The following is a 22,584-nucleotide window of genomic DNA, read 5'->3' on the forward strand; positions in this document are numbered from 1 at the left end:
GAGCTGCCTATCCGGCAGTGAACGGCGAGCTGACCGGTGTGGCAGAACTCGATGCTTTCTGAGCTGCCTATCCGGCAGTGAACGCAGGACAGCCTAGCGCTGCGGCTGCCCCTGATTTCTGAGCTGCCTATCCGGCAGTGAACGTTTCACGTCGTTCGGAGGCGGCCCGGTGGAATTTCTGAGCTGCCTATCCGGCAGTGAACAACTGAGCGACGGCAAGAACGCTGCGCAGACTTTTCTGAGCTGCCTATCCGGCAGTGAACTGATGATCGGCGTAACGGATGCCACGCCATAATTTCTGAGCTGCCTATCCGGCAGTGAACGGGCTGAAACGCAACGGAGTCGAGATCGTTGGTTTCTGAGCTGCCTATCCGGCAGTGAACAATCTGAACGTCGCTAGATTCACAAATTGGCTTTTCTGAGCTGCCTATCCGGCAGTGAACGCCGGTAACGCCTGACGTGACGGTCGAAGAATTTTCTGAGCTGCCTATCCGGCAGTGAACCGGGGCCTATGCGCGACGGAAGGCGCGGAACATTTCTGAGCTGCCTATCCGGCAGTGAACCAGCACTGTGCGCTTGAACACGCCGCGACTCGTTTCTGAGCTGCCTATCCGGCAGTGAACTTCGGCAACAAGTGGGCGCTGCGTTGCCTTAATTTCTGAGCTGCCTATCCGGCAGTGAACGCAGCGGGGCCACCATGCACGAAGACAAGTCATTTCTGAGCTGCCTATCCGGCAGTGAACACACAGCCAGCGCGAGCCTTGCCTTTTTGCAAATTTCTGAGCTGCCTATCCGGCAGTGAACGTATTCGGGACAGTGTTCCCTGATTCCGTAATTTTCTGAGCTGCCTATCCGGCAGTGAACTTTCCGCCCGCTGTGATCGAGCGCGATAAGAATTTCTGAGCTGCCTATCCGGCAGTGAACGCGCCCCGAGACTGAGCTGGCTTGGCGGTCTTTTTCTGAGCTGCCTATCCGGCAGTGAACGTAAAAGCCACCAGCCCGACGTACTGGAATCTTTTCTGAGCTGCCTATCCGGCAGTGAACAGCAACAAGGGCGACATGGTTTTCGACCCATTTTTTCTGAGCTGCCTATCCGGCAGTGAACCGACGAAGACCGCGCGCTCCACGACCATCCATTTTCTGAGCTGCCTATCCGGCAGTGAACGCCAATAACCTGACGATCTATCTGCACAAAGATTTCTGAGCTGCCTATCCGGCAGTGAACCCGGACCCGCGCAAACTCTTCGCGTCCGTTCGTTTCTGAGCTGCCTATCCGGCAGTGAACATAATGTCCACGTCGGCTCGCCCAGGTGCTCCATTTCTGAGCTGCCTATCCGGCAGTGAACCAATACGCGCCGATCAAGTGCGCTCCCCATATTTTCTGAGCTGCCTATCCGGCAGTGAACAGAGCCATCTGCATCACTTCGCGGTCGGTCATTTTCTGAGCTGCCTATCCGGCAGTGAACCGTATTCCTGTCCTGTCGCCAATTCATCGTCGTTTCTGAGCTGCCTATCCGGCAGTGAACGCTGGGCTGCGAACCGCAATCGACACCATGCTTTTCTGAGCTGCCTATCCGGCAGTGAACGCCCGCGCGCATCAGTTCGTTGATGCGGGTTTTTTCTGAGCTGCCTATCCGGCAGTGAACCTCTGATATTGAAAGAGCTAGACACGCAATTTTTTCTGAGCTGCCTATCCGGCAGTGAACTCGTGGTAAGAAGTTTTGGGTTTGGCGATTTGTTTCTGAGCTGCCTATCCGGCAGTGAACGATTGGCTCGCCTACGGACCTATGGCGCGGATTTTCTGAGCTGCCTATCCGGCAGTGAACCTCAAAGCACTGCGCACGGTCTCGAAGATGTTTTTCTGAGCTGCCTATCCGGCAGTGAACACCTTATTTGAGTCGGTTCGCTACCGCTTCGTTTTCTGAGCTGCCTATCCGGCAGTGAACTACGTTGGCGAGCGTTGGGCGGTGGTGCATGTTTTCTGAGCTGCCTATCCGGCAGTGAACGCCCCGACGTGCTCCAATCTATGCGCGAACGTTTTCTGAGCTGCCTATCCGGCAGTGAACATCTGGGCGCATGAGCACCGTGATTGGCACGCTTTCTGAGCTGCCTATCCGGCAGTGAACATATTCCACACTCAATCTGCATCGACTTTAGTTTTCTGAGCTGCCTATCCGGCAGTGAACTCTGCCAGTGGCAGGTCGAGCTTTTCTCGGCGTTTCTGAGCTGCCTATCCGGCAGTGAACTTTGTCGGCCTGGCCCGCAAGAATGGCCATGATTTCTGAGCTGCCTATCCGGCAGTGAACCTCCGGGTTCTGCACTTTGCTGGCGCGGAGTATTTCTGAGCTGCCTATCCGGCAGTGAACGCGCGACCTCAGCGCTGCCCTGGCCACCCTGCTTTCTGAGCTGCCTATCCGGCAGTGAACGGCTGGAGCGCGGGCTGGAATATCGGCAACCATTTCTGAGCTGCCTATCCGGCAGTGAACGGCATCATCAGCTCGGTGCTGAAGCCCACTAATTTCTGAGCTGCCTATCCGGCAGTGAACGTCGGCCTGTGCCAGCTCACACTTTCCCTCCATTTCTGAGCTGCCTATCCGGCAGTGAACGAAAAGGAATACTGGCCCAAGGGCCTCGACAATTTCTGAGCTGCCTATCCGGCAGTGAACAGGCTGAGCGTGTGGGTCTCGGCGGCATCGGCTTTCTGAGCTGCCTATCCGGCAGTGAACGCCGTAGACGACAACAGCAGCGACACGCTTGATTTCTGAGCTGCCTATCCGGCAGTGAACTAGATTTTGCATCCAGCATATCCCGCACCGGCGGGCATTCGGGCGCGTTTTTGGTCAGCGACCCATTCTTCCAAAAGGGCCCCGTAACTATCTGATAAATCAAACAGTTACGGGGCGGCATGAAAAAAGGGTTAGAACCAGGCTACGGTTCCGCAGCCGCTGAAACCATAAGAGTTAAAAGCGTCCGGGACAGGCCCGCTGGCTGGCTCTTGGCGAACAAACAACCGGAAGGATTGCCCGGTGCTGGCGCTTCGTACGGTTAGGTAGGGCAGCTTGAGCTGTTCAGCGGCGCTGTCCGGGATGGCTGCACGCGCTTGTTCCTCCGTCCATCCTTTCCGCTTCATCTGACGCCGCCGCAAGCGGTCTGGGCTGCTCTTCGCCTGAACTCGACGGACTTGGCAATGCTTGGCGTCCGTCGGTACGCGGCTGACATCGGTGACTTCAGCATGATCCGTCATGCCGGTCAGCCAAGGCATGTCCATCACCCGTTGGAGCGATGGTTGTGCTCCATGCAAGCGCAGACGTTGTCCCAGCCCCACCTTGATGTTGCCGACATCGGGGAAGCTGACGCCGATGTCGGCACTGTCGGTCTGCACCAAGACGCGGTGCAGTTTCGCGAATAGGGCGTCCATGAGCTGGTGGGGAGGAAACTCCGGATCAGGACGCAGACGGATATCTACGTAGTGGTCCATTGTCTTAGCCCGCCTCGCCAAAGACACCGCCGCGAATCAGCGTGGCAATGACGAAATGCTGTTGGTCTACTTCGGGCTGCTGATCCTTAAGAATCCAGCTATCCAGCAGGTTGTAGAAGTCGAGCTTGGCTTTTGGCTGGCGATAAGCCTTGCCTTGAGTGGTCACCGAGCCATAAGGCTCGACGGCGATGGGGCCCAGGTCCTGAGCATCCGGATACCAAGTGTCGACGGTGCGGATGGCGTTGCCGAGCTTCTGTGAATGGATGCCGGCAACGCCATCGACGTCGTACAGAGTCTTGCTCTTCGTTCCACTCGAACGGTCGAGAATCAGTTCTTGTGACGGGAAGACTTCCTGGCCGGCGCCCATGCGTACGAATGCCGTGACCTGAAGCAGCACATGACGCTTCCCGGAGAGTCCGTCGGCAATCAGGGACGACAGGGCATCAATGTTCTTTTCCATGCCGTCAGGCGTCTGGAAGTTGCGCAGCGAGAGCTTCAGCGCATCGAAGGTCCAGGTCTCGCGCGCATTGCCGTTCTCGACGTGTGCAACCTGCACTTCAACCTGTTCGGCACCGATGCGGTTGCGCCACAGGAAGCGGCCGTTGGCAAGGTTGTGCGCATAGCGTCGCGCTAGCTCGCCGAAGCCCTGCGCATCAACGTAGCCCCCCACGGTCGCCAGTAGCTTGGCCAGGTAGTCAGCATCGTTGCAGGCCGAGGGCTTGCCGGTGCCCGCCAGCACCCGCAGGGTGAAACGCACGCGCAGCGTGTCAGAAGCGGCCGGCAGTGCGGCGACATCGACGGTTTGGAGGTTTGGGTTCTCGATGGCGGCATCGAGTTTGGCCGGGTCCTGATCCTTGGTTTTCAGGCGATTGGAAATCGTGCCGCGGACAGATTTCTCGCGCAGGGTGACCGGGGCCCAGGCGCCGCTGTCCTGGCGTGCGGCCCAGCTACCGGAGTGCAGAAGCGCGTCAGAGGGATCCAGCTTGCGCTCAAATGCAAGGACGGAGGCGGTTTTCAGTTTGTTGTCGGACATGATGTATCTCCTTGAAATCAGTCTTGGGCAGACGGAACGAAGCGGGTATAAGCATTGCGCGCGCGGTAGAGGCCGCGAGACTGGTCCGCGTCGCCGTACCAGAGCAGCGCACTGAGGTCGTTAATGCGGTGGGGGCTCACCCATTGACCAATCGAATACAGGCTCTCCACAAAACGCAGCGGCGTTTCGGCATCACGCGCATTGGCGACAGTGCTGGCGGGCTGAAGCGCACCCAGCCCGCCGTACCCCACAGGAATGGGGACGATCCATCCTTTGCGGGTATCGGGCCGCCATTCAACAGCCCCTCTGGCAGCGCCGGGCGCTTCATCGTCCGGGTCGGGTTGAACGGCGCGCCAATTGAATCGCGACAGATCCAGCCAGGCGTCCAGAGCACTTGCTTCGGGGTGATCGAGACGCAGCGCTTCGAGCCTTTGCTGTAGCAGATCATCCCGTGACACCAATGCGAAGCCAGGCAACCACTGCCGCCGCAGATGTCGAATCTGCCGAGCTCGCGCGGCTGGCTCCTGATCCAGCCTGATGAGCTTGGGCCGGGCTTGCCAGGGCTGGGCCGCTGACGGTAAGACACTGCCCCCCGCAATCCGCGACCGGCTCACCTCGTCTGCAACAGCGTCTGCCACCGCCTGACGTTGCACGTCCGTGGATTCCAGCACCGGATCACCTGAGCGGATCGCCAGAAGCAGTGATACCTCCAGATGGATGCGGCCTTCTTCAACGATTGCAGCGGTCCCACCATCTTTCTCCACAGGATTGCGGGTCAGTCGGAATGTCCTGACATAGCCGCCTTTGGTGACTTGCTCTTCGGCGCGATGACAGATCACCCCGATGCCGTCGAACAGCGGTGATTGATGATCAGGGAGCTTTCGCCCGAGCGCCCACATCAGCCCCAGAAAGGCCGTAATCGACGGGAAGCCATGCGTCATCGGGCTCGAAATGGCATTGGCGTTCTGAATACGGAGGCGCGGCAGGATGAGAAGCCCGCCAATGTCGGGAATCTCGGTCATTGATGCCCTCCCGAGGCCATCGGCTCGTCGCGGCTGATTTTCTTTCGCTGACGATCCATTCGCGCGGCCCACTCGGGATCGACGCTCAATTCATCGGCCCAGAAACGCTGCTCGATATCGCCGACCGGCAGGTGCCCGCTCAATTGTCCGTTGAGCCAGTTCCCGAATCGCTTGCCAATTTCATCGGGCCAATCCATCCAACGCCAGGAGGCGCGAAATTCGGCGTCGGACGCCATGCGTCCGGGATCGAGCCAGAGTTTCTCGGGCTCCGCAAGATCACATGCAGGTGCCGCACTCCACCCAGGCGTCAGCAGGCTCTGGCGCTCTGCTGCAAAGGCCACGAGTTCGTCGATTACCCCCTCAATCTCGTAATCCCGTCGATCACGGGTCTCAATGGTGGGATCGGGATCGCTTAGCAGGAACCGACGGAGCGCAATCACGCGTCGGCGAACCTCTGGAAGCCGCCCAAATATCGGGAAGATGGATTCGACGTGATGCGGAATCTTTAGGTCATGCGACTTCCAGGTGGGTGGCAGCGATGCCAGCAGGTAGTTGTTGCCGCGTCGCTCGCTGTTCAGCTGAGACACGTTCTGCGGTTTGGTCCCTCCCAGCTTCTGTACGGCGAGCTGCGGATACTCGCGGACAACGCCGGGATGCTCGCTGCGCTCCCGCCGCGCCGTCCGCGCCGCTTTGGCGGCATCGCCGAACCGATCTTCATCAATCGTGCGGTACACCGCGTGCGCCAGGGAGCTGGCGTACAGGGGCGCCAGCAGGTGGAAGTCATCATTGCGCTGGGGGTCGTCGCCGACCAGCCAATAGAGCTGCTTGGCCTTGCCATGCGTTGCCGCATCACCCCGTGGCAGGGTGATGCTGACAAAGGCTGCTCGCCAAGCCTCGGCTTGCTGGGGGTCGTGACTCAACGCTGCCAGAAGATCGACATCGCCCCCACGCAGACCATCAAGAACTGACAGACCATCCACCTGGATTTTGAGGAATTTGTAGACGTCCAGCGCGGCGGCGTTTCCGACCACATCGCCAGAAAACCCTGCGGTGAGGCTGTGACTGCCAACCTCGGTGCGCGGCGACAGCGTCTGGGGCGGACAGTAAAGATTGGTCCCCCTTGCCTCCGGGTGGATAGCCTTCAGGGTGTGCGTCACCGCCTGAATCTGCATCACCCGGCGGGCAGCGTCTTCCAGCCAGACTGGCGGCGCATGTTGGGCAAGCAGCGCCTCGTGCCTGGGGTCATCGGGGGGGAGTTTGTCTCGTTTGTCCTGGCATCGCTGCATCAGGAAGGCGTTGATCGCAGCACTGAATAGCGCTTTGCGTTCGGGCGATGGGTTGCTCATGTCGGATCCTTCCTGTCAGTTGAAGCGGGTGTGCAAAGCCCCCCAATGCAATGCCGAGCTGAGGGCTGGTTGCGGGACGGTCGCCGTTACGCCACCGGGTTTACTCAAGGCGCCTTGGACAGCCTCACAGTACTCGTCCCCGACTTATGTAATGTCGTATCAAATTCTTCCGAACTCAGTCGATTTAACTAAGATATTGATCCTCACTGCCCCGTAGGCAGCTCAGAAACATTTGCGGAATGTCGTCCAAACCGATTGCCCACCGTATAGGCAGAACCATGAACTCTTCCATTGCCCTAGACCAACACCGTCTCGCCATCCGAAGTGTCGTCGCGCGCTTCCGGACAGCGAATCCGCGCGTGTTCGGTTCGGTTCTGCACGGCAGTGACCACGATGGCAGCGACATTGACCTGCTGGTCGACACGCTGCCCGGCACCACCTTGTTTGACCTTGGGGGGTTGCAGGCCGAGCTTGAAGCCTTGCTGGGGATGCCGGTAGACCTGCTTACGCCAGGCGATCTGCCGCCCGCTTTCAGGGCGCGCGTGTTGGCCGAGGCCCGTCCGATATGAGCCCTCGCCTTCTCGATTACCTTCAGCACATGCAGGAGGCGGGCACCTTGGCCTGCACGTACGTCGAGGGACTGGATGAAGCGGCGTTCATGGCCGACCAACGGACCCAGCAGGCGGTGATCCTGAACCTGATCATTCTGGGCGAGGCGGCGACCCGGCTGTCGAGCCAACATGCAGCTTTTGTGTCCCGTCACCCTGATGTTCCGTGGTCCAGCATGAAAGGCATGCGCAACAGGCTGGCCCACGGTTATTTCGATATCGCGGTGGATGTGGTGTGGGAAACCGTGATGACCGCACTGCCAGACCTGCTCACCAAGCTCCCGAGTGTCATACGGGATGCCGAGTCGGAATTGCACGACTGACCGCGCTGAGGCCCGGCAGCAAGACTGTCCGGTCATGTCCGATCCACAAAGCCGAGCGCCGGATGAAAGCGCCAGCCCTGTTCTCTTCGGCGAAGGGTGACTTTTCCGAAGGTCTCCGCGCACTGCGCCAGCGGCATGTCCAACGCGTCCGCCAGCGGTGTCAGCACCTCCATATAGTCGACGCTTTGCCATGGACTGATGCGATCGCCCTTGACCAAGGCGTCGTCGATCCGGTGGTTGTGGCTGTTTTCCACCACGACGAAGATCGGGTCGAAGCGGCGCTTGCCAGGATCAATCCTGTGCAAAACGACATCGTCTTCCTCCTCGTTAAGCCGCAGGACCAATTCATCCCGTATTGCGTCGTCGTCCCGGAATGGCTGTTGCTGCGCCAGCACGCCCGTGAGCATTGCCTGAGGCATCTGCCAGCAACTACTCGCGTTGAGTGGCGCCACAATCGGCTGGAAGCCTTTGCGGATCTCACGAGGCGTCAGCGGTCGAACGGGAGCCGTCAGCATCAGCGCCCGCAAGTGATGGTGCTCAAGGTCAACCCAACGCTGCTGTGGCTTCAGATCAGCCGCAGGCGGCGACTGAACGCGCGGCCTTGCGTCGATCACCGATCGATCATCTTCGGGAAGCAGATCCGTGAGCCGATGACTGTCGAATTTGAAGCCATCACTCTCGAAGCCCGGGCGACAGTAGGCGGCCTCCCCCGGACGCTCAAGATGTTTGAGGTTGGTGTCGAAGATCAAAACATTGGGTGTGCTGCAGGGTCCCGGCCGATGCCGACGAACCCGCCCTGCCAACTGGATCAGGGACCGCATCGATGAGGGCTCCACAACCGCCCAGTCGTAGTCGTGGTCACGCCCGACTTCGGTGACCGGCGAGCCGAGCACGATGAACAGGTGGTCGGCTTCGGGGCCTTGATCCAGTGCCTTGCGAACGGATGGGTGCGAGAAGGCCGCTGTTGGTGAACGGCGATTCAGAACGTCATCAAGTTGTCGCTCGATGGCTGAGCGAATCAACAACGGAAACTGCGAGTGATAGACGCAGAGGTGAATGCGCGTGCCCTGGGGGGCGCCGATTGCGTAAAGCGCCAACGCCACGTCCACCAGGGGCACGATATTGGCCATTCTCACCAGTCCGAAGCTGACGCGTTTCCCGGTTGCGGGGTCCGACTCGTGATGGTCACGGTGCAGTTTCAGGGCGGCCTCTAACGCGGCGCGGGCGAACTCACGGCGGATCTCGTGCCGATGCTCCGCAGCGATCGCAATTGGGATGAGTTCGCCGCGGCGTCGAACTTCGGCAGCACCGAGACGCTCGACGCGCTGATCAACAAAGGCGAGGTGCGCCTTCTGAAAGTCCTGCGCAGTCGGGCAGTCCACCTGGCGCTGCCCGAACTCGTCCATCCAGGCGCAACAGATCGTCGGGGTCAGCCCCGGCTGTTCGCCCCGGTTGCGCTGATAGTCCGACCGTCCGGCCCGATAGGCGTCAAACAGGCCCTCGATGAACGCTGGCGGCAGGGTCGCAGACGAGAGCAGCACCCGGGCGCCCAATAGCCCCGCCCAGTGGACCAGCCGGGTCAGCGCCGGCAAATCACCCAAATCGAAATCATCCGGCTCATCCAACACCAGGTCGCCGCTCATCAATCGCAGCATCGGCGCAATCTGCCGTCCACCACGCTGGCTCTCGGTTGCCGGGACCAGATGATCGATGGTGCACACCAGCAGAGGCGCCATCAGTAGGCGGGCAATCTGCGGATCATGGCCAATACGCTGAAGCAGCGGGTGCTCCAGATTGCCCTCAAAGCGCACATGCGAATCTTCGGGCATCAGCGCTTGGGCGGACCCGGACCCATGGTCCTCGGCCACGGCCTCAAAATGCTCGAACAGCGCGCGGCTGGCGCTGCCTCCGACGCGGACGGCAAGATCATCGTCCGCCAACCCGAGCAAATCGCGGAACGCATGTCCGGTTTGCAGCGTGAGTGTGCGCAGGCCCAGCGCAAACGCGCAGCGGAATCCTTGTTGGGGGTCTGCCAGCGCATTCATGACCTTGGCATTGGCGAGTGTCTTTCCACAGCCCGTGGACGCCATGTTGACGATGAAAGCCCCTTGCTGGGTGCTGCGGACACGCATGGACGTGGCCAAATCGACCGCCCGGTCCTGCCATCGATATCGAGGATCACGACTCCGCTGAACCAGCCCCTTGTGCCGGGCCAATCGTGGAAGCTGATGCTCGAAGCCGGGCAATGCATGACTGAGCAGTGCGGCGTGCTGGGCCACGCCCAGCAAGTGCTCATCCAGCCGCTGCTTGGGGGCCCCTGTGCCGCGGATGGTGTTTGCCATTAGCGGATAGTCCACCTCACCGCGCGTTCGAAGGCTCGGGTCTTCGAGGCTGGAATAGTGATGATCGGCGAGCATCAGAACCAACCGAGATAGATGCATCAGGTAAAGGTTGTCGGTCCAGAGCGGGGCATCAGCCCGCTCCCCATAAACTTTCAGTCGCGTCGCGAGGCGCGCGGCACTTCTGCGCCACCGTGACGTCACGACGGGCAAGCCATGTTGAAACTGCCAGTAGGCGGCGATTTTCTTTGGGTCTGTCTCGTCGCAGCGTTCATTCCACCCGGCGTCGATGGCGGCCCACACGTCCCGGAGCTGGGCGCTCTGGAAACCGAGCACCCGTGCGCCCATCGGACGGGATGCATCCGCCCCAGACTGCGGCGCGACCGGGAGTCGATGGTGCGTCAGGACAAGCCAGCCGATGGCACGCGCCATCGGCGGCATCTCGCAGAAGGGGGCAGACGCCGCTGCATCAATGCCATCCCGTTGCAGCCTCGATATCCAACTCACGTCATCTTCCGGCGTTGGCGCGATCAGACGTTGCAGCCATTCCGTATCGCTGGAATTGCCGACGAACGACTGAAAAAGGCGTAGCGAGATCCATTCATGGCGATACAGATTTCGTTCCCGAGGCGCACCCGGTCTCAGGCGATCTTGAAACGCTCGACACGCTTTCCCAAGGTCATGCATCAGCGCCGCCAGCGACGACAGCAGATAGATGGCTTCTCCGGTGTGCCAGTCGTTCTCGTCAGCGCGCCTGAGCACATTCCTCCGAGTGGTATTGGTGGGCACTGCACCCTCGGCGTTGAATCGGCTGGCGTTACCGACGACCCATAGCAACTCGCTGTGATCGCGCCCCCTGATCCAATGGCAGGCCACTGCGGTGTTCTTGCGAGCGGTTTTGCGCAACAGCTTGCGCAAGGTATCCAGCCCGGCCTGGGTAATGGGGGTCTGCCAAGTGCGGTCGCCTCGACGTTCGGCAAACTGATCGAGGATGCGCCGGGTTTCGGTGAGCGCACGTTTATCGCATTGGCTGACCAGCAGTACATTCATTCCACGAGCCCCGCCGTATCCATGGCCACCGCCTTCACGGTGTCGATCATGAAGTCCAGCGATTCGCTGCGTGTCAGTGCTTCGATGCAGTTGCGCCGGAACGCCTGTTCGTCATCACCGCGCATGGCGGACAGGAAGGCCTGCGGAAGAATGCTGGCGTCCTTGACCAGATCCGCGACATCAAACACCAGCCCACCACGTCGCGTTTTTCCGTGCAGGACTGCAAGGCCGTGCGGCAGGCCGAGCACCCATGTCGCGGTGGCGCCAAGTCCGTAGGCGAGATAGTTGCCGTGATCGAGAAAGCGATTGGCCGGGTCTGTTCCCGTTCCTCGTTTGGCGCGCGTGAAATCACCATAGCCGACGGTATCCACCGCAACCTTGAACAGTGCTTTGGTTAGCCGGGCTTCCTCCGTGAGCAACGCCGTTGTGTCCGTAAGGTGGTCCAACTGCCGCATAGATCGATCAAGCAGGGAGTCCAACCGTTCAGCGGCGGGCGTGAATCCAGCGTCTCGCCGGCTTCGATGGGTCCATTGCTTACGGATGCGTTCGATCCGGGCCCGCTGAAAGGCGCGTGCAGCCTCGAAGCGTAGTTCGTCGGTGAACCAGAACCGCACCCAGGCTTGAAGGTACTCAGTTGGCCGGTACTCGCTTTGTGGCGAGAACCACGCCACCTCGATATCCATTTCATTGGCAGAGAAAAGCGGTGTGCCCCCGCCACCACAGAAACCGACGAGGACCCCCGCTTTGGCCAACTCCCGCATGGCCGCCTGGGTGATGGAGGTGCCCGTTCCAAGCAGCACCGTGGTGGTATTGGCAATCGGAATGTTCCAGTACAGAGATTCCTTTCCCCGGTCAGTGACGTATTCGACGCGTCCGCCGTTGACCAAGACACGGCAATGCTGGAGGTAATAGATGTTGGCCCGCTTCGAGTGCAGGATGGATTTGAGGTCAGTGGGCGAAAAGTCATCCTTGCGGCCGATGGTGGACATACTCGGAACTCAAAGTGGCAGGCGCAGACCTGCACCCTACCCCGCCCCAGTCTCATTTAGTGAGACGCCCCCGCGCGTCACCCTCACGCCTACTCCCCCAACACGGCAGAATCAGCCTGCGATTCATTGATCTCGGGGACTCACCATGCTGGCCGCACGTGAACATTGGGGCAGCCGTTTCGGCTTCATCATGGCCACGGCCGGGTCAGCGATTGGGCTGGGGAATATCTGGCGCTTCCCGTACATCGCGGGCGAGAACGGCGGCTCGGCGTTCATCCTGATTTATCTGGCGGTGGTACTGAGCTTCGGCATTTCGCTGGTGATGGCCGAGATGGTGTTGGGCCGGGCAACGCAGCGCAATCCGGTGGGGGCTTTTCGCGCGCTGGGCGGTCCACGCTGGGCGTTCGCGGGTGGCCTGGGGGTGCTGACCGGCTTCGTGATTCTGTCGTTCTACGTGGTGGTGGCGGGCTGGACGCTGGCCTACATCGTGTTCATGGCGGGCAATGAGTTGGCGACCACCGAGTCGGCCGTGCTGGGTGCGCATTTTGGCAACTTCACCAGCCAGACCTTCGCGCCGCTGTTGGCCGCCGCGGTGTTCATGGCGATGACGGCGTGGATTGTCGCGGGCGGCGTCGGCAAGGGGATAGAACGCGCCAGCAAGGTGCTCATGCCGCTGTTGTTCGTGTTGTTGCTGGCGCTGGTGGCGCGCTCGGTGACGATGCCGGGCGCCGACGCGGGGTTGGCGTTTCTGCTGACGCCGGATTTCTCGCGGGTCGACATGAACACCGTGATCAGCGCCACCGCGCAGGCGTTTTTCTCGCTGTCGATCGGCATGGGCGTGATGATCACCTACGGCTCGTACCTGCAACGCGACGTCAACATTCCGCGTTCGACGCTGATCATCGTGTTGCTCGATGTGGGCGTTGCGGTGCTCGCCGCGCTGATGGTGCTGCCGGCGGTTTTTGCCGTGGGGCTGGACCCCAGCGCCGGGCCGGGCCTGACCTTCATCACCCTGCCCGCGGTGTTCGCCAGCCTGCCGTTCGGGCAGGTGTTCGGCGTGCTGTTTTTCAGCCTGCTGGCCATTGCCGCGCTCACTTCGGCGGTGTCGATACTCGAACCGATGATTGCCTGGGCAGTGGACGAGCACGGTATTCGCCGCGGTGTCGCAACCCTGGTGGCGTCACTGGTCTGCCTGCTGTTGGCCATTCCCGCATCTCTGTCGTTCGGGCCGCTCAGTGACGCGACACTGGCAGGCAGAACCTTTTTCGACTGGATGGATTTTCTGGCCAACAACGTGATGCTGCCGCTGGGCGGGTTGCTGGTAGCCAGCTTCATCGGCTGGCGCTGGTCAGGCCCGGCGCGCGCGCACCTGTCAAACGACGGCACGTTGTGCCTGCCGTGGCTGTCGGCATGGATCTGGCTGTTGCGTATTGGCGCGCCGGTCGCCATCGCCGCGCTGGTGTGGCAGGCGGTGGGCGGTTCCTGAAACTCTCAATCAAAGGTCTTCCCCCTTGGATGCATTCTTTTCGCTGATCAACGCCCTCAACGCCGTCATGCTGTCGGTGCCCGTGCTGTTGGCCCTGCTGGCGGTGGGCGTCTGTTTCACTTTCTGGAGCGGCTTCAGCCAGTACCGCGCGCTGACCCACGGCGTGGCCTTGGTGACGGGGCGCGGCATCAAGACCGGGCATGGCGAGGGCGTGCTCACTCACTTTCAAGCGTTGTCGGCGGCGCTGTCGGCCACGGTGGGGCTGGGCAACATCGGCGGCGTGGCGATTGCCGTCGCACTGGGCGGGCCCGGCGCGGTGTTCTGGATGTGGCTGGTCGCCATCGTCGGCATGGCCATCAAGAGCGTCGAGGTGTGGCTGGCCATGCTCTATCGCGATACCTCGGACCCCGCGAACCCACGCGGCGGCACCATGTATGTGGCGCGCGAGGGGCTGAAAAATATACCGGGTCTGCGCCGCATTGCGCCGTTCATTGGTGCCGCGTTCTGTATTCCCCTGATCCTGTTCGGCATCACCGGCGGCAACATGTTTCAGGCGTGGAACGTGGCCGAGATTTCACACAGCTATTTCGGCATTCCCACCTGGATCAGCGGCGTGATTCTGGCGGCGGTGGTGGGGCTGGTGATTCTCGGCGGCATCCAGCGCATCGGCCGCGTGGCATCGATGCTGGTACCGGTGATGTGCGGCATCTATGTGCTGGCAGCGCTGGTGATTCTCGGGATGGAATGGCGGCAGTTGCCGGAGTTGTTCGGCCTGATCTTCCGCAGCGCCTTCGCGCCCGCCCAGGCCGGTGGCGCATTCCTCGGCGCGAGCATTGGCGTGGCCTTCATTTTCGGCATGAAGCGCGCGCTGTTTTCCTCCGAAGCCGGCCTCGGCTCGGCGCCCATCGCCCACGCGGCAGTGAAGACGCCGGAGCCCGCGACCGAAGGCATCGTCGCGGGCCTGGAGCCGTTCATCGACACCATCGTGGTGTGCACGCTCACCGCCCTGGTCATTCTCGTCAGTGGCGTGTGGAACCGCCCCGCCGAAGCGCAGTGGGCCACCCCGCCCGCCTTCACCGAAGTCGCGCCCGGTCAGTGGCAGCCAGATGTTGCCGCCGTGCCGCAAGGCATGGATCTGCGCGCCAGTTCATCCGTGTTCGTGGTGGTGAACGATGGGGCCGACCGTGCCCGAATCTTTGCCACCGTGGCCGGCGACGGCGCCCTCACCTGGCGTCCGCACGCTGCCGCACAGGCACCGGAATTGGCCGAGCGCGGCCTGTTCGCCGACTACCCCGCCGCCACGCTCACGGCGCGGGCCTTCGACCACGCCTTTGACGGCCTCGGCCGCTGGATGGTGGTGATTGCCGTGTGGCTGTTTGCGCTGTCCACGCTGATCACCTGGAGCTACTACAGCGAACAGGGATTGGTGTACCTGATGGGCACCGGCGGTGTGACCGCATTTCGTGTCATCTGGTGCGGATTGATCGTGCTGGCCACGGTGGGACTGATTCGCACCGACGTCGAGATTGATTCGCTTTCCACCGTGGCGATGGGCTTCATGCTGTTCATCAACCTGCCACTACTCGTGCTGCTTGGCCACCACGCTATGCGCAGTTATCGCGACTACATCCAGCGGCTGGATGCGCAGGAGATTGACCGACGGTGAGCTTGGAGGGCACGCATCAAACCCGCGCCACCAACATGAGCGACGCTGGTTCACCCGACTCGGGCCAACACGGCTCGTGGCAGGTGAGGTGACTGAAGCCGCTGTCGCGCAGCAGTCGCGCCCAACTTTCCACGGTGCGGAAATACCACGGCGGCGCAGGGCCGAAGTCGCCTTCGATACCGGCCCAGGTGCCGTCGCGCCAGCCGTCTTGATACGGGCCGTCACCACAGGCGGCGCGCGGGTGCAGGGTCTGGATGATCAGCGCCCCTGAGGGGTTGAGCAGTCGCAGCACCGCGGCAAGCAATTTGGCAACCGAGTCGCCGCCCAGCAGGGCGAAATTGCAGACCACCACATCGGCGGTTTCGGTGAGCGCGCCGTCGGCAATCGCGGCGTAATCCAGACAGGTAAAGCGACCGACACCCTGCGCCGTGGCCGCGTCGATGAGGGCCGGCACCGCATCCACGCCGAGCACCGACAAGCCACGCGCCGTCAATGCCCGCATCAGCCACCCCTCGCCGCAGCCAAGGTCAATCACCGTGGCGGGTTGCAGGTTGCAGACCGCATCAATCACCGCTGCATCGGTCACCTGCCGACGGCTGGCGATGCGGCCATCGCGCACCACGGCAGTCCACGGCGCGGCGTTGTGGTGCCACGCGGTGATGATCCGGCGCTCGTGATCCGCGTCCGTGGCGGCGTCAACGTGCATCGGCGTTCGTCGCTCGGACCGTTGCCATGTGCAGCGCGGCGGACTAACGCCCGGCCAGCGCGCTGAAGCTGTCGAGGTCGCGCACCTGCTGGGCCGTGCGCTCAATCCACGACTTCCACATGGTGTCGCCGCGCGGCGTGCGCTTGACCGCGCCCAGCCCGAAGACGCCCACCTGCAGGCCATGAATGGCGTGGATGCGGTAGTCGTCCCAGCACTGCGCGGCGCTGTAGCCGGACACGCCATGGCCGACCAGTGCCCGGTGGTAGTGCGTGACCAGATCGCGTTCGTGCTTGCGGCGGTCTTCCACGGCCATGCTGGTGCCCAGCCAGTAGGCGACGTCGATGCTGCCGCGGCCAAAGCCGACGCCCTGCCAGTCGAGCACCACCACCGGGCGGGTGTCGCCGCAGGCGTCGAACAGCACGTTGTCGGCCCGCAGGTCGCTGTGCCAGAGGCACTGCGGGTCGCTGAAGATCTGCTTCCAGGCGTCGGTGTGATCGACCAGCCTGGCGGCTTCCTTCAGGTCCGCTTCGGGGACCAGGTCGCCATAGAGTTGCGGAAAGGTCTCCAGCAGGCCGGCAAAATGATCGCTGACGTGGGTGAAAATGCCCACCGGCCCGTGCAGCCAGTCCTGCTGCGCCAGGTCGCGGTCGTGCCAGGTGGCCGCGTGCAACGCCGCCGCCTGCTCCATGACGCGTGCCGACTCGTCGGCATTGCAGCCAATCAACTGATCGACCTGCCGGGCCGGGGCGAGGTCTTCCATCAGCAGCACAAAGTCGGTGTCGTTGTCGGCCAGCGCCGCATGCACGGCGGTGGGAATCGACATCGACAGCCCCGGCGCCAGCTTCTGGTAGAAGCCGATCTCGCTGCGGTAGTAGCCCGAGCTGCGACCAAATTCGCGGCTGGTCGCGTCCTTGGAGGCGAACTTGCCGACCAGGGTCGCCGGGCCGGCACCGGCCGGTTCGTAGGTCATCGTGAAACGAAAGGAGTCACCCAACTGCCCGGTGCCGCAGGGCTCATGGCGGACGCCGACCACGCGCGCACCGGCAAGCCGCCCGGCTGCGGTCAGCGCCTGGGTCATCCATTCGGCCGTGACGCTATCGACCGGCACGATGGGTTGAAACGGATGAAAGCTCGACACGGGTGATTCTCCTGGCTGCACGTTGATCAGCCGGCGCCGTCTTTGCGGCACGCGGGTTCGGAGCCAAAGGTTACCCGTACTGCGTCACGTGCTGGCGGGCAAAGTCGAAGTAATTGCGGTTGAAGCAGAACTCGCACCAGCCGGCACCCGGCTGACCGTCAATCTCAACCGTCACCGGCGCTTCGTTGAGATAGACCATGGGGTCGTATTCCAACTGGATGTTGGCGAAGGCCTTGCAGTTGATCACCACCTTGCGGCCGGCGGCATCGCCCACTTCGGCGCGGAAGGTCTGCTGCATCATCTGGTCGTTGTAGGTGAAGTCGTAGTCGGCCTCAGTGAGGTGCTGGATGACGCCATCCTTGAAAACAAAGCCGCGCAGCTGCCGGCGACCAAACGACAGCATCTCAAAGAAGTGCACCGAGCAATGTTCCGTGGCGGCATGGAACCACTTGTAGTGCTGGTTGAGCCCCCAGATGCGCGGCCCCCAGGAATGATCGCGAATCAGGTAACCACTAAGCGCCAGGTTGCGGCCTTCCACTTCAAGCTCGGCCGTCAGGCGACCGTGCTGTTCGGTGCGGTCATCCCCGTAATACGGCGGATTGCCGGCTGGGTTTGAACTGAACAGATACGGCGGGTGCAGGGCCTCAAAAGCACCCTTGAAGCGGATGCGCTCGCCGTTCCATTCCAGTTCGACGCGCTGATGCGGCTGGGTCACCGCCATGCGCAGCGGGCCGGAGAGCCAGTCATCAAAGTTCATGGTGTCGGACACGACCTCATCGAACTGTTCGTGGATCGGTGCCGACAGGCCCGCGCCGAACAGCGTCATCTTGGCTTTGGCCGAACCGTCGGCCAGCACGGCGGGATAAATGAATCCGGCGATCCCGTGCTCGGGAAACATCAGCATGTGGGCCAGCGACTCGCGACCACCGGGCTTCATCGCGTGGCGGAAGGCGTGGGCGTCGGGCACGGGTGGCAGGGTTTCGAGTTTGCGGGTCATCGGTCTCTCCGGAAAGGAATTGGCAAGCGGGCGATCTTCGCCTGGGGACTGATACTGCCCAAGCCTGGGTGGCGCGCACTGTCACCCGGGTGACACGGCGGCCTCAGGCTTTGTCTGGCGTGGGCAGGCCCAGCAAATGGCCGTAACGCTCGACGATGCGCGCCCGGCTGTGCAGGATGACACCGCCAACACGCACCGTCAGCAAGCCCTCGTGCTGCAGGGCCTTCAATGCCGGATTGAGCTTTTGCCGCGACGCGCCGACCACTTTGCCCAGCTCTTCCTGCGACAGCTTCAGGTTGATCGGCTGTGCGTCCGTGGCCGCCTTCTCATGACTGAAAGACAGGAAGTACAGCATCTTGATCAGGCGCTGCTTGAGCGTCAGCGCGCTGTGGTCCAGACCGAACAGCCGGTGCAGACTGAAGCGCAGGGCAAACACCCGCAGCAGCGCCTTCGACAGCGCCGGATGGGCGTCAAGCAGGTCGTGAAACTGCCGACGGCTCACCACACGCACGGTCACCGGCGACAGGGTCACCACGTCCCACGACGCCGGCAGGTCGGTGAACAATTCAGACAACCCGATCCAGTCGCCCTGTTGCATATAGGTCAGGACCTCTTCGCGGCCTTCGTGGTCCCACGAGCAATACTTCACACGCCCGGCCTGCACCTGAAACACGTCGCGCGGCAACGAACCCCGTCGCAGAATTCGCGCGCCGGCGACAACGCTTCGATAGCGGCTCACGGCGTCAATGTCGGCGCGCACCGAGGGCGGCAGATCATCGATGAAATCGTGCAGATTGCGAATCGGGTTCAGGCTGGGGCCGCTCACCCGTCCACCACAATTTTCGACCAGTCGTTGTCCACCGAGTCGAGCAAGGCACGCAGTGCCGGGCTGCGCACGGTCAGCGCCGGGTCTTCGAAACGCTGACGCACGCTGACGTGCACGCAGGGCTCGACGGCGCGTGGTGCGGACCGGCGCAGCAGCCTGTAGGCACCCTTGTATTCGTTGTGCTGTGGGGCGCGGTAATCGGGCTGCATCTGCGCGCCAAAGTGCGGCTCAAAACGCAGACCGCAGCGCTCGGCCTCGCCCGCCATCCACACCCCGGCATGGTCGCCCAGCGCGTGGTTGGCGTAGCCGCCGCCGATGTCGGTATGCACGCCGGAAAACCACACCTGCTTAAGGTCCAGACCGGGCTTGCGGGTCCACAAGGTCGGCACGAAGTCCTGGCGGTTTTCGTCGATTGCCACCGCGTGGCGGGCGCATTCGATGATGCTGCTCGGCTCGGCGTCGTGAAACAGATAGCGCCCGGTGTTCAGCGTGCCGATGAAGGGCGCGGGAATGCCCAGCGCGCCCACCGTGTCCCAGACGCCGACGAAGGCGATGGCCGTGCGGTCGGCGACGGCGTAGTCGCGGCGAAATAAGGTGGCGCGATCTTCACCCGGCGCGGAGGTTTTGTGGCGCGCCCGGTACAGCTCATAGGCCTCGGGAATGCGTGCCGCATGCGCCCGCTTGAGCACACCGCAGTTGCGGATAAAACCAGCCAGCGAACGCACCGTGTAGGCGCCGCGGCTGAAGCCGAAAAAGAACAGCGCATCGCCGGCGTCATGGTTGTGCACGATGAAGCGGTAAGCATCCATGATGTTCTTGTCGATGCCCGCGCCGGTGGCACCCCCTTTGATGCGGTCGCCCTCCGAACCCACGCCCCAGTCGTAGAACACCACCTGTTTTTGGCGCCTGGCATCGACCGGCGCGATGCCGCGCGCCAGCCGCATGACATGGGTCGGGTGCTCGGACTCAGGGCTCTGCCAGGTGCCGTCGGCACAGATCACGATGCGTTTCACGGGGGCGCTCCTGCTCGGATTTAATGTTCTGCCGTGTGGCTGAATATGCGCCAGCGAGACTGCTTTGCGCCACACTTGCCGCCATGAACCAAGCTGCCCGCCCCGCCCTGCCCGATTCGCTGATTGCCCCCCATCGTCGGGGACGCCGCATCGGCGTGTTGATGGTGAATCTCGGCACCCCCGAATCACCAACCCCCGGCGCCATCCGCCGCTACTTGCGCCAGTTCCTCAGCGACCGCCGCGTGGTGGAAGTGCCGCGCCCGATCTGGTGGCTGATCCTGAATCTGCTGATCCTGCCGCTGCGGCCGATCAAGCTCGCCAAAACCTACGGCTCGGTGTGGCACAGGGACGGCTCGCCGCTGATGGTCATCAGCCGCCAGCAGCACGCCGCGCTCAAGGCCGCCATGGGCGATGACGCCGTGGTCGAACTGGCGATGACCTATGGCGAGCCGTCGGTTGGCAACGCCCTCGCCCGCCTGAAAGCACAGGACGTCGACCGGCTGCTGGTGCTGCCGCTGTACCCGCAGTATTCGGCGACCACCACGGCTGCGGTGACCGACGCGGTGTTCAGGGTGCTCATGCAAGACCGCGACCCGCCGGCGCTGCGTGTCATCCGCCAGTACCACGACGACCCGGGCTACATCGACGCGCTGGCACGCTCGGTGGAACGTCACTGGGCCGAGCACGGGCGTGGCGATCATCTGCTGTGCTCATTCCACGGCATCCCGCAGCGCAACCTGCTGCGCGGCGATCCTTACCATTGCCAGGCGCACAAGACCGCCCGCCTGCTGCGCGAACGGCTGGGGCTGGACGATGCCGCGATGAGCCTCAGCTTTCAGAGCCGGCTCGGCAAAATGCCGTGGCTGCAGCCCTACACCGACCAGCACGTCACCCAGTTGGCGCAGCGCGGCATCAAGAAGCTGGACGTGATCTGCCCCGGCTTTGCCGCCGACTGCCTTGAGACACTGGAAGAAGTCGCCATCGGCTACGGCGAAACCTTCACCCACGCCGGCGGCGCTGCGCTGCGCTACATCCCGGCACTGAACGCCGAGACTGATCACATCGACTATTTGGCAACGCTGACCCGCCGCCATTTGCAGGGCTGGGACGCCAGCACCGACGCCGCCACCGAGGTCGATCAGCGCCTCGCAAACGTGGCGCGCGTGCTGCCCGGCGCCCATATCAAGGGGCTGTAGCCCGCCTGAGCCCGGCACGGCGCTAGCGCTACTGCTCGATACCGCGCACGTACACCTCGATGACGCCGGGGATCTCGCCGGGCTGTGCGGTGCGCACGGCATAGATGATGCGGTCGCCGGGCACACCGAGGCCCATCAACAAGCCTCGCGACAGCCGGGCGCGGCGCGCCGTGCTGACCTCGTTGGTCTGAGTGGCAATGCCCACCAACTGGACCTGCCCACGACCCGAGCGCAGCAGGGCCTCGCGGTAAGGTTCCAAGCCTTGGCGCAGGCCGCCGACCTGCTCGGGCGAGACCTCGTAGTCGTTGCCCGCCTCGAACGTCAGCCGCCAGACGCGCGTGCCCCCGGGCGCCGGCCCGGCCACGACGGAATTTTTTACCGGACGTGCCGGCTCCATGCGCGTCGCCTGCGGCACGACCGGGACTGACTCGGCGCTCACCTGCGGGACGATTTCAGGTCCGGGCGTGGCTTGCGGGCTGGGCGATGGCGACTCACCTTCCGCGGCCGGCTCGGTGACGGCAGCGAGTGATGGCGTCGGCGTCAGACTCGGCGGCACCGTGGGGCTCGGACTCGGACTCGGACTCGGACTCGGACTTGGGCTCGGACTCGGGCTTGGGCTTGGGCTTGGGCTTGGGCTTGGGCTTGGGCTTGGGCTTGGGCTTGGGCTTGGGCTTGGGCTTGGGCTTGGGCTTGGCACGATAAGACCACGGAACGTCGGCTGCGGTGTCGCGGTGGGGACGCTGGACGCCGTCGGCGCTGCCGTCAGGCTCGGCGTGGGCGGTGTCACGGTCGGTGGTGGTTGGGCAGGCTGAGCCGTCGCCGTGGGTGTGGCGCGGGCCGGCACACCCGGCATGCCGGGCAGCTCAACCCGCACGTCAACCCCGCGCCGGTCGCTGCCATCCTTGGCGCAGCCAACACGGTCGGCGGGCAAGCCGAGCTGGGTGCCCTGGCATTGGTCAAGGCCGTCGGGCACGCCGTCAAAGTCGCTGTCGATGGCACAGCCGCTGGCATCGACCTGCGCGCCCGGCGGGGTTTGCGGGCATGGGTCCTGATGATCGGGCACGCCGTCGCCATCGCTGTCGATCTGCAGCGGACAACCAAAGGCGTCGATGACGGTGTTGGCCGGCGTATCGGGGCATAGGTCGGCGATGTCGGGAATGCCGTCGGCATCGCTGTCGCGCGTCTCGGGCGTCGGCGCTGCGCAGCCGAACACGTCCACCGGGGTGCCGGGTCGCGTGTCGGGGCAAAGATCGAAACCATCGGGAATGCCGTCGCCGTCGCGATCAGCGTCCGCCGCGTGCACGGCGGTGCCCGCCGTGAGCAGCATCACGACCAGCCCAACCCATGATTTCCCGACTCCCCGAAACC

17 protein-coding genes and 1 CRISPR repeat array (1 of these 18 running past the window's edge) are annotated in these 22,584 nt (G+C 62.9%); of the genes, 5 read left to right on the forward strand and 12 right to left on the reverse strand.

Annotated features, from left to right (window positions below; all coding sequences use genetic code 11):
- A CRISPR array of direct repeats spans positions 1-2,786; the repeat unit is 28 nt; unit sequence TTTCTGAGCTGCCTATCCGGCAGTGAAC; it begins 4,746 nt to the left of the window's first position.
- Between the two features lie 131 nt (positions 2,787-2,917).
- The 4 genes from cas6f to csy1 are packed head-to-tail and all read right to left on the reverse strand — an operon-like array spanning position 2,918 to position 6,879.
- A complete protein-coding gene (gene cas6f, locus U741_RS0115160; RefSeq protein ID WP_029891293.1) occupies positions 2,918-3,478 on the reverse strand; it encodes a type I-F CRISPR-associated endoribonuclease Cas6/Csy4 in 561 nt (186 codons plus the stop codon).
- Positions 3,479-3,482: 4 nt separating this feature from the next.
- Entirely contained in the window at positions 3,483-4,511 is a 1,029-nt protein-coding gene (csy3, locus tag U741_RS0115165; RefSeq protein ID WP_029891294.1) for a type I-F CRISPR-associated protein Csy3, read from the reverse strand.
- A 17-nt stretch (positions 4,512-4,528) separates the two neighbouring features.
- On the reverse strand, positions 4,529-5,533 hold the full coding sequence (gene csy2, locus U741_RS0115170) for a type I-F CRISPR-associated protein Csy2 (RefSeq protein ID WP_029891295.1): 1,005 nt from the start codon (positions 5,531-5,533) through the stop codon (positions 4,529-4,531).
- Positions 5,530-6,879: a type I-F CRISPR-associated protein Csy1 gene (gene csy1 / locus U741_RS0115175; RefSeq protein WP_029891296.1), complete on the reverse strand. Its 1,350-nt coding sequence runs from the start codon at positions 6,877-6,879 to the stop codon at positions 5,530-5,532. Before csy1 ends, csy2 begins: the two co-directional genes overlap by 4 nt.
- A gap of 278 nt (positions 6,880-7,157) precedes the next feature.
- On the opposite strand from csy1, the gene U741_RS0115180 reads away from it, so the two are divergent.
- Both U741_RS0115180 and U741_RS0115185 read left to right on the forward strand, forming a co-directional pair.
- Positions 7,158-7,448 (forward strand): nucleotidyltransferase family protein, encoded by a 291-nt coding sequence (locus tag U741_RS0115180; RefSeq protein ID WP_029891297.1) that lies wholly within the window; start codon positions 7,158-7,160, stop codon positions 7,446-7,448.
- On the forward strand, positions 7,445-7,810 hold the full coding sequence (locus tag U741_RS0115185) for a HepT-like ribonuclease domain-containing protein (RefSeq protein WP_029891298.1): 366 nt from the start codon (positions 7,445-7,447) through the stop codon (positions 7,808-7,810). The genes U741_RS0115180 and U741_RS0115185 overlap by 4 nt, the downstream gene beginning before the upstream one ends.
- A gap of 32 nt (positions 7,811-7,842) precedes the next feature.
- On the opposite strand, the gene cas3f is transcribed toward U741_RS0115185, so the two are convergent.
- Both cas3f and cas1f read right to left on the reverse strand, forming a co-directional pair.
- Positions 7,843-11,199, reverse strand: coding sequence for a type I-F CRISPR-associated helicase Cas3f (gene cas3f / locus U741_RS0115190; protein ID WP_029891299.1), 3,357 nt, complete (start codon positions 11,197-11,199; stop codon positions 7,843-7,845).
- On the reverse strand, positions 11,196-12,188 hold the full coding sequence (gene cas1f, locus U741_RS0115195) for a type I-F CRISPR-associated endonuclease Cas1f (protein WP_029891300.1): 993 nt from the start codon (positions 12,186-12,188) through the stop codon (positions 11,196-11,198). The genes cas3f and cas1f overlap by 4 nt, the downstream gene beginning before the upstream one ends.
- Before the next feature lie 145 nt (positions 12,189-12,333).
- Here cas1f and U741_RS0115200 point away from each other — a divergent pair, with 145 nt between their 5' ends.
- Together U741_RS0115200 and U741_RS18700 are read left to right on the forward strand one after the other, a co-directional pair.
- Positions 12,334-13,674: a sodium-dependent transporter gene (locus U741_RS0115200; protein ID WP_029891301.1), complete on the forward strand. Its 1,341-nt coding sequence runs from the start codon at positions 12,334-12,336 to the stop codon at positions 13,672-13,674.
- 25 nt (positions 13,675-13,699) lie between these two features.
- The gene (locus tag U741_RS18700; RefSeq protein WP_052378885.1) at positions 13,700-15,340 is read left to right on the forward strand and encodes an alanine/glycine:cation symporter family protein; all 1,641 of its coding nucleotides are present in this window, start codon (positions 13,700-13,702) and stop codon (positions 15,338-15,340) included.
- Between the two features lie 16 nt (positions 15,341-15,356).
- Here the strand turns inward: U741_RS18700 and U741_RS0115210 are convergent, their stop codons facing one another.
- From U741_RS0115210 to U741_RS0115230, 5 genes are all read right to left on the reverse strand, one after another.
- Complete coding sequence (locus tag U741_RS0115210; RefSeq protein ID WP_029891303.1) at positions 15,357-16,046, reverse strand: class I SAM-dependent methyltransferase; 690 nt, start codon at positions 16,044-16,046, stop codon at positions 15,357-15,359.
- Positions 16,047-16,089: 43 nt separating this feature from the next.
- Entirely contained in the window at positions 16,090-17,184 is a 1,095-nt protein-coding gene (locus tag U741_RS0115215) for a phosphotransferase (RefSeq protein WP_052378886.1), read from the reverse strand.
- 70 nt (positions 17,185-17,254) lie between these two features.
- Positions 17,255-18,181 (reverse strand): DUF7064 domain-containing protein, encoded by a 927-nt coding sequence (locus U741_RS0115220; RefSeq protein ID WP_029891305.1) that lies wholly within the window; start codon positions 18,179-18,181, stop codon positions 17,255-17,257.
- A 103-nt stretch (positions 18,182-18,284) separates the two neighbouring features.
- Complete coding sequence (locus U741_RS0115225) at positions 18,285-19,007, reverse strand: Crp/Fnr family transcriptional regulator (protein ID WP_029891306.1); 723 nt, start codon at positions 19,005-19,007, stop codon at positions 18,285-18,287.
- Entirely contained in the window at positions 19,004-20,020 is a 1,017-nt protein-coding gene (locus U741_RS0115230; protein WP_052378887.1) for a T6SS phospholipase effector Tle1-like catalytic domain-containing protein, read from the reverse strand. Before U741_RS0115230 ends, U741_RS0115225 begins: the two co-directional genes overlap by 4 nt.
- 83 nt (positions 20,021-20,103) lie before the next feature.
- Between U741_RS0115230 and hemH the strand changes: the two genes are divergently transcribed.
- Entirely contained in the window at positions 20,104-21,216 is a 1,113-nt protein-coding gene (hemH, locus tag U741_RS0115235) for a ferrochelatase (RefSeq protein ID WP_043110305.1), read from the forward strand.
- A 28-nt stretch (positions 21,217-21,244) separates the two neighbouring features.
- Here hemH and U741_RS19580 read toward each other — a convergent pair whose 3' ends face one another.
- Complete coding sequence (locus U741_RS19580) at positions 21,245-22,543, reverse strand: thrombospondin type 3 repeat-containing protein (protein WP_235200685.1); 1,299 nt, start codon at positions 22,541-22,543, stop codon at positions 21,245-21,247.
- Between the last annotated feature and the right edge of the window lie 41 nt (positions 22,544-22,584).

The organism is Polycyclovorans algicola TG408 (genome assembly GCF_000711245.1).
In the GTDB taxonomy this organism is placed as follows: Bacteria; Pseudomonadota; Gammaproteobacteria; order Nevskiales; family Nevskiaceae; genus Polycyclovorans; species Polycyclovorans algicola.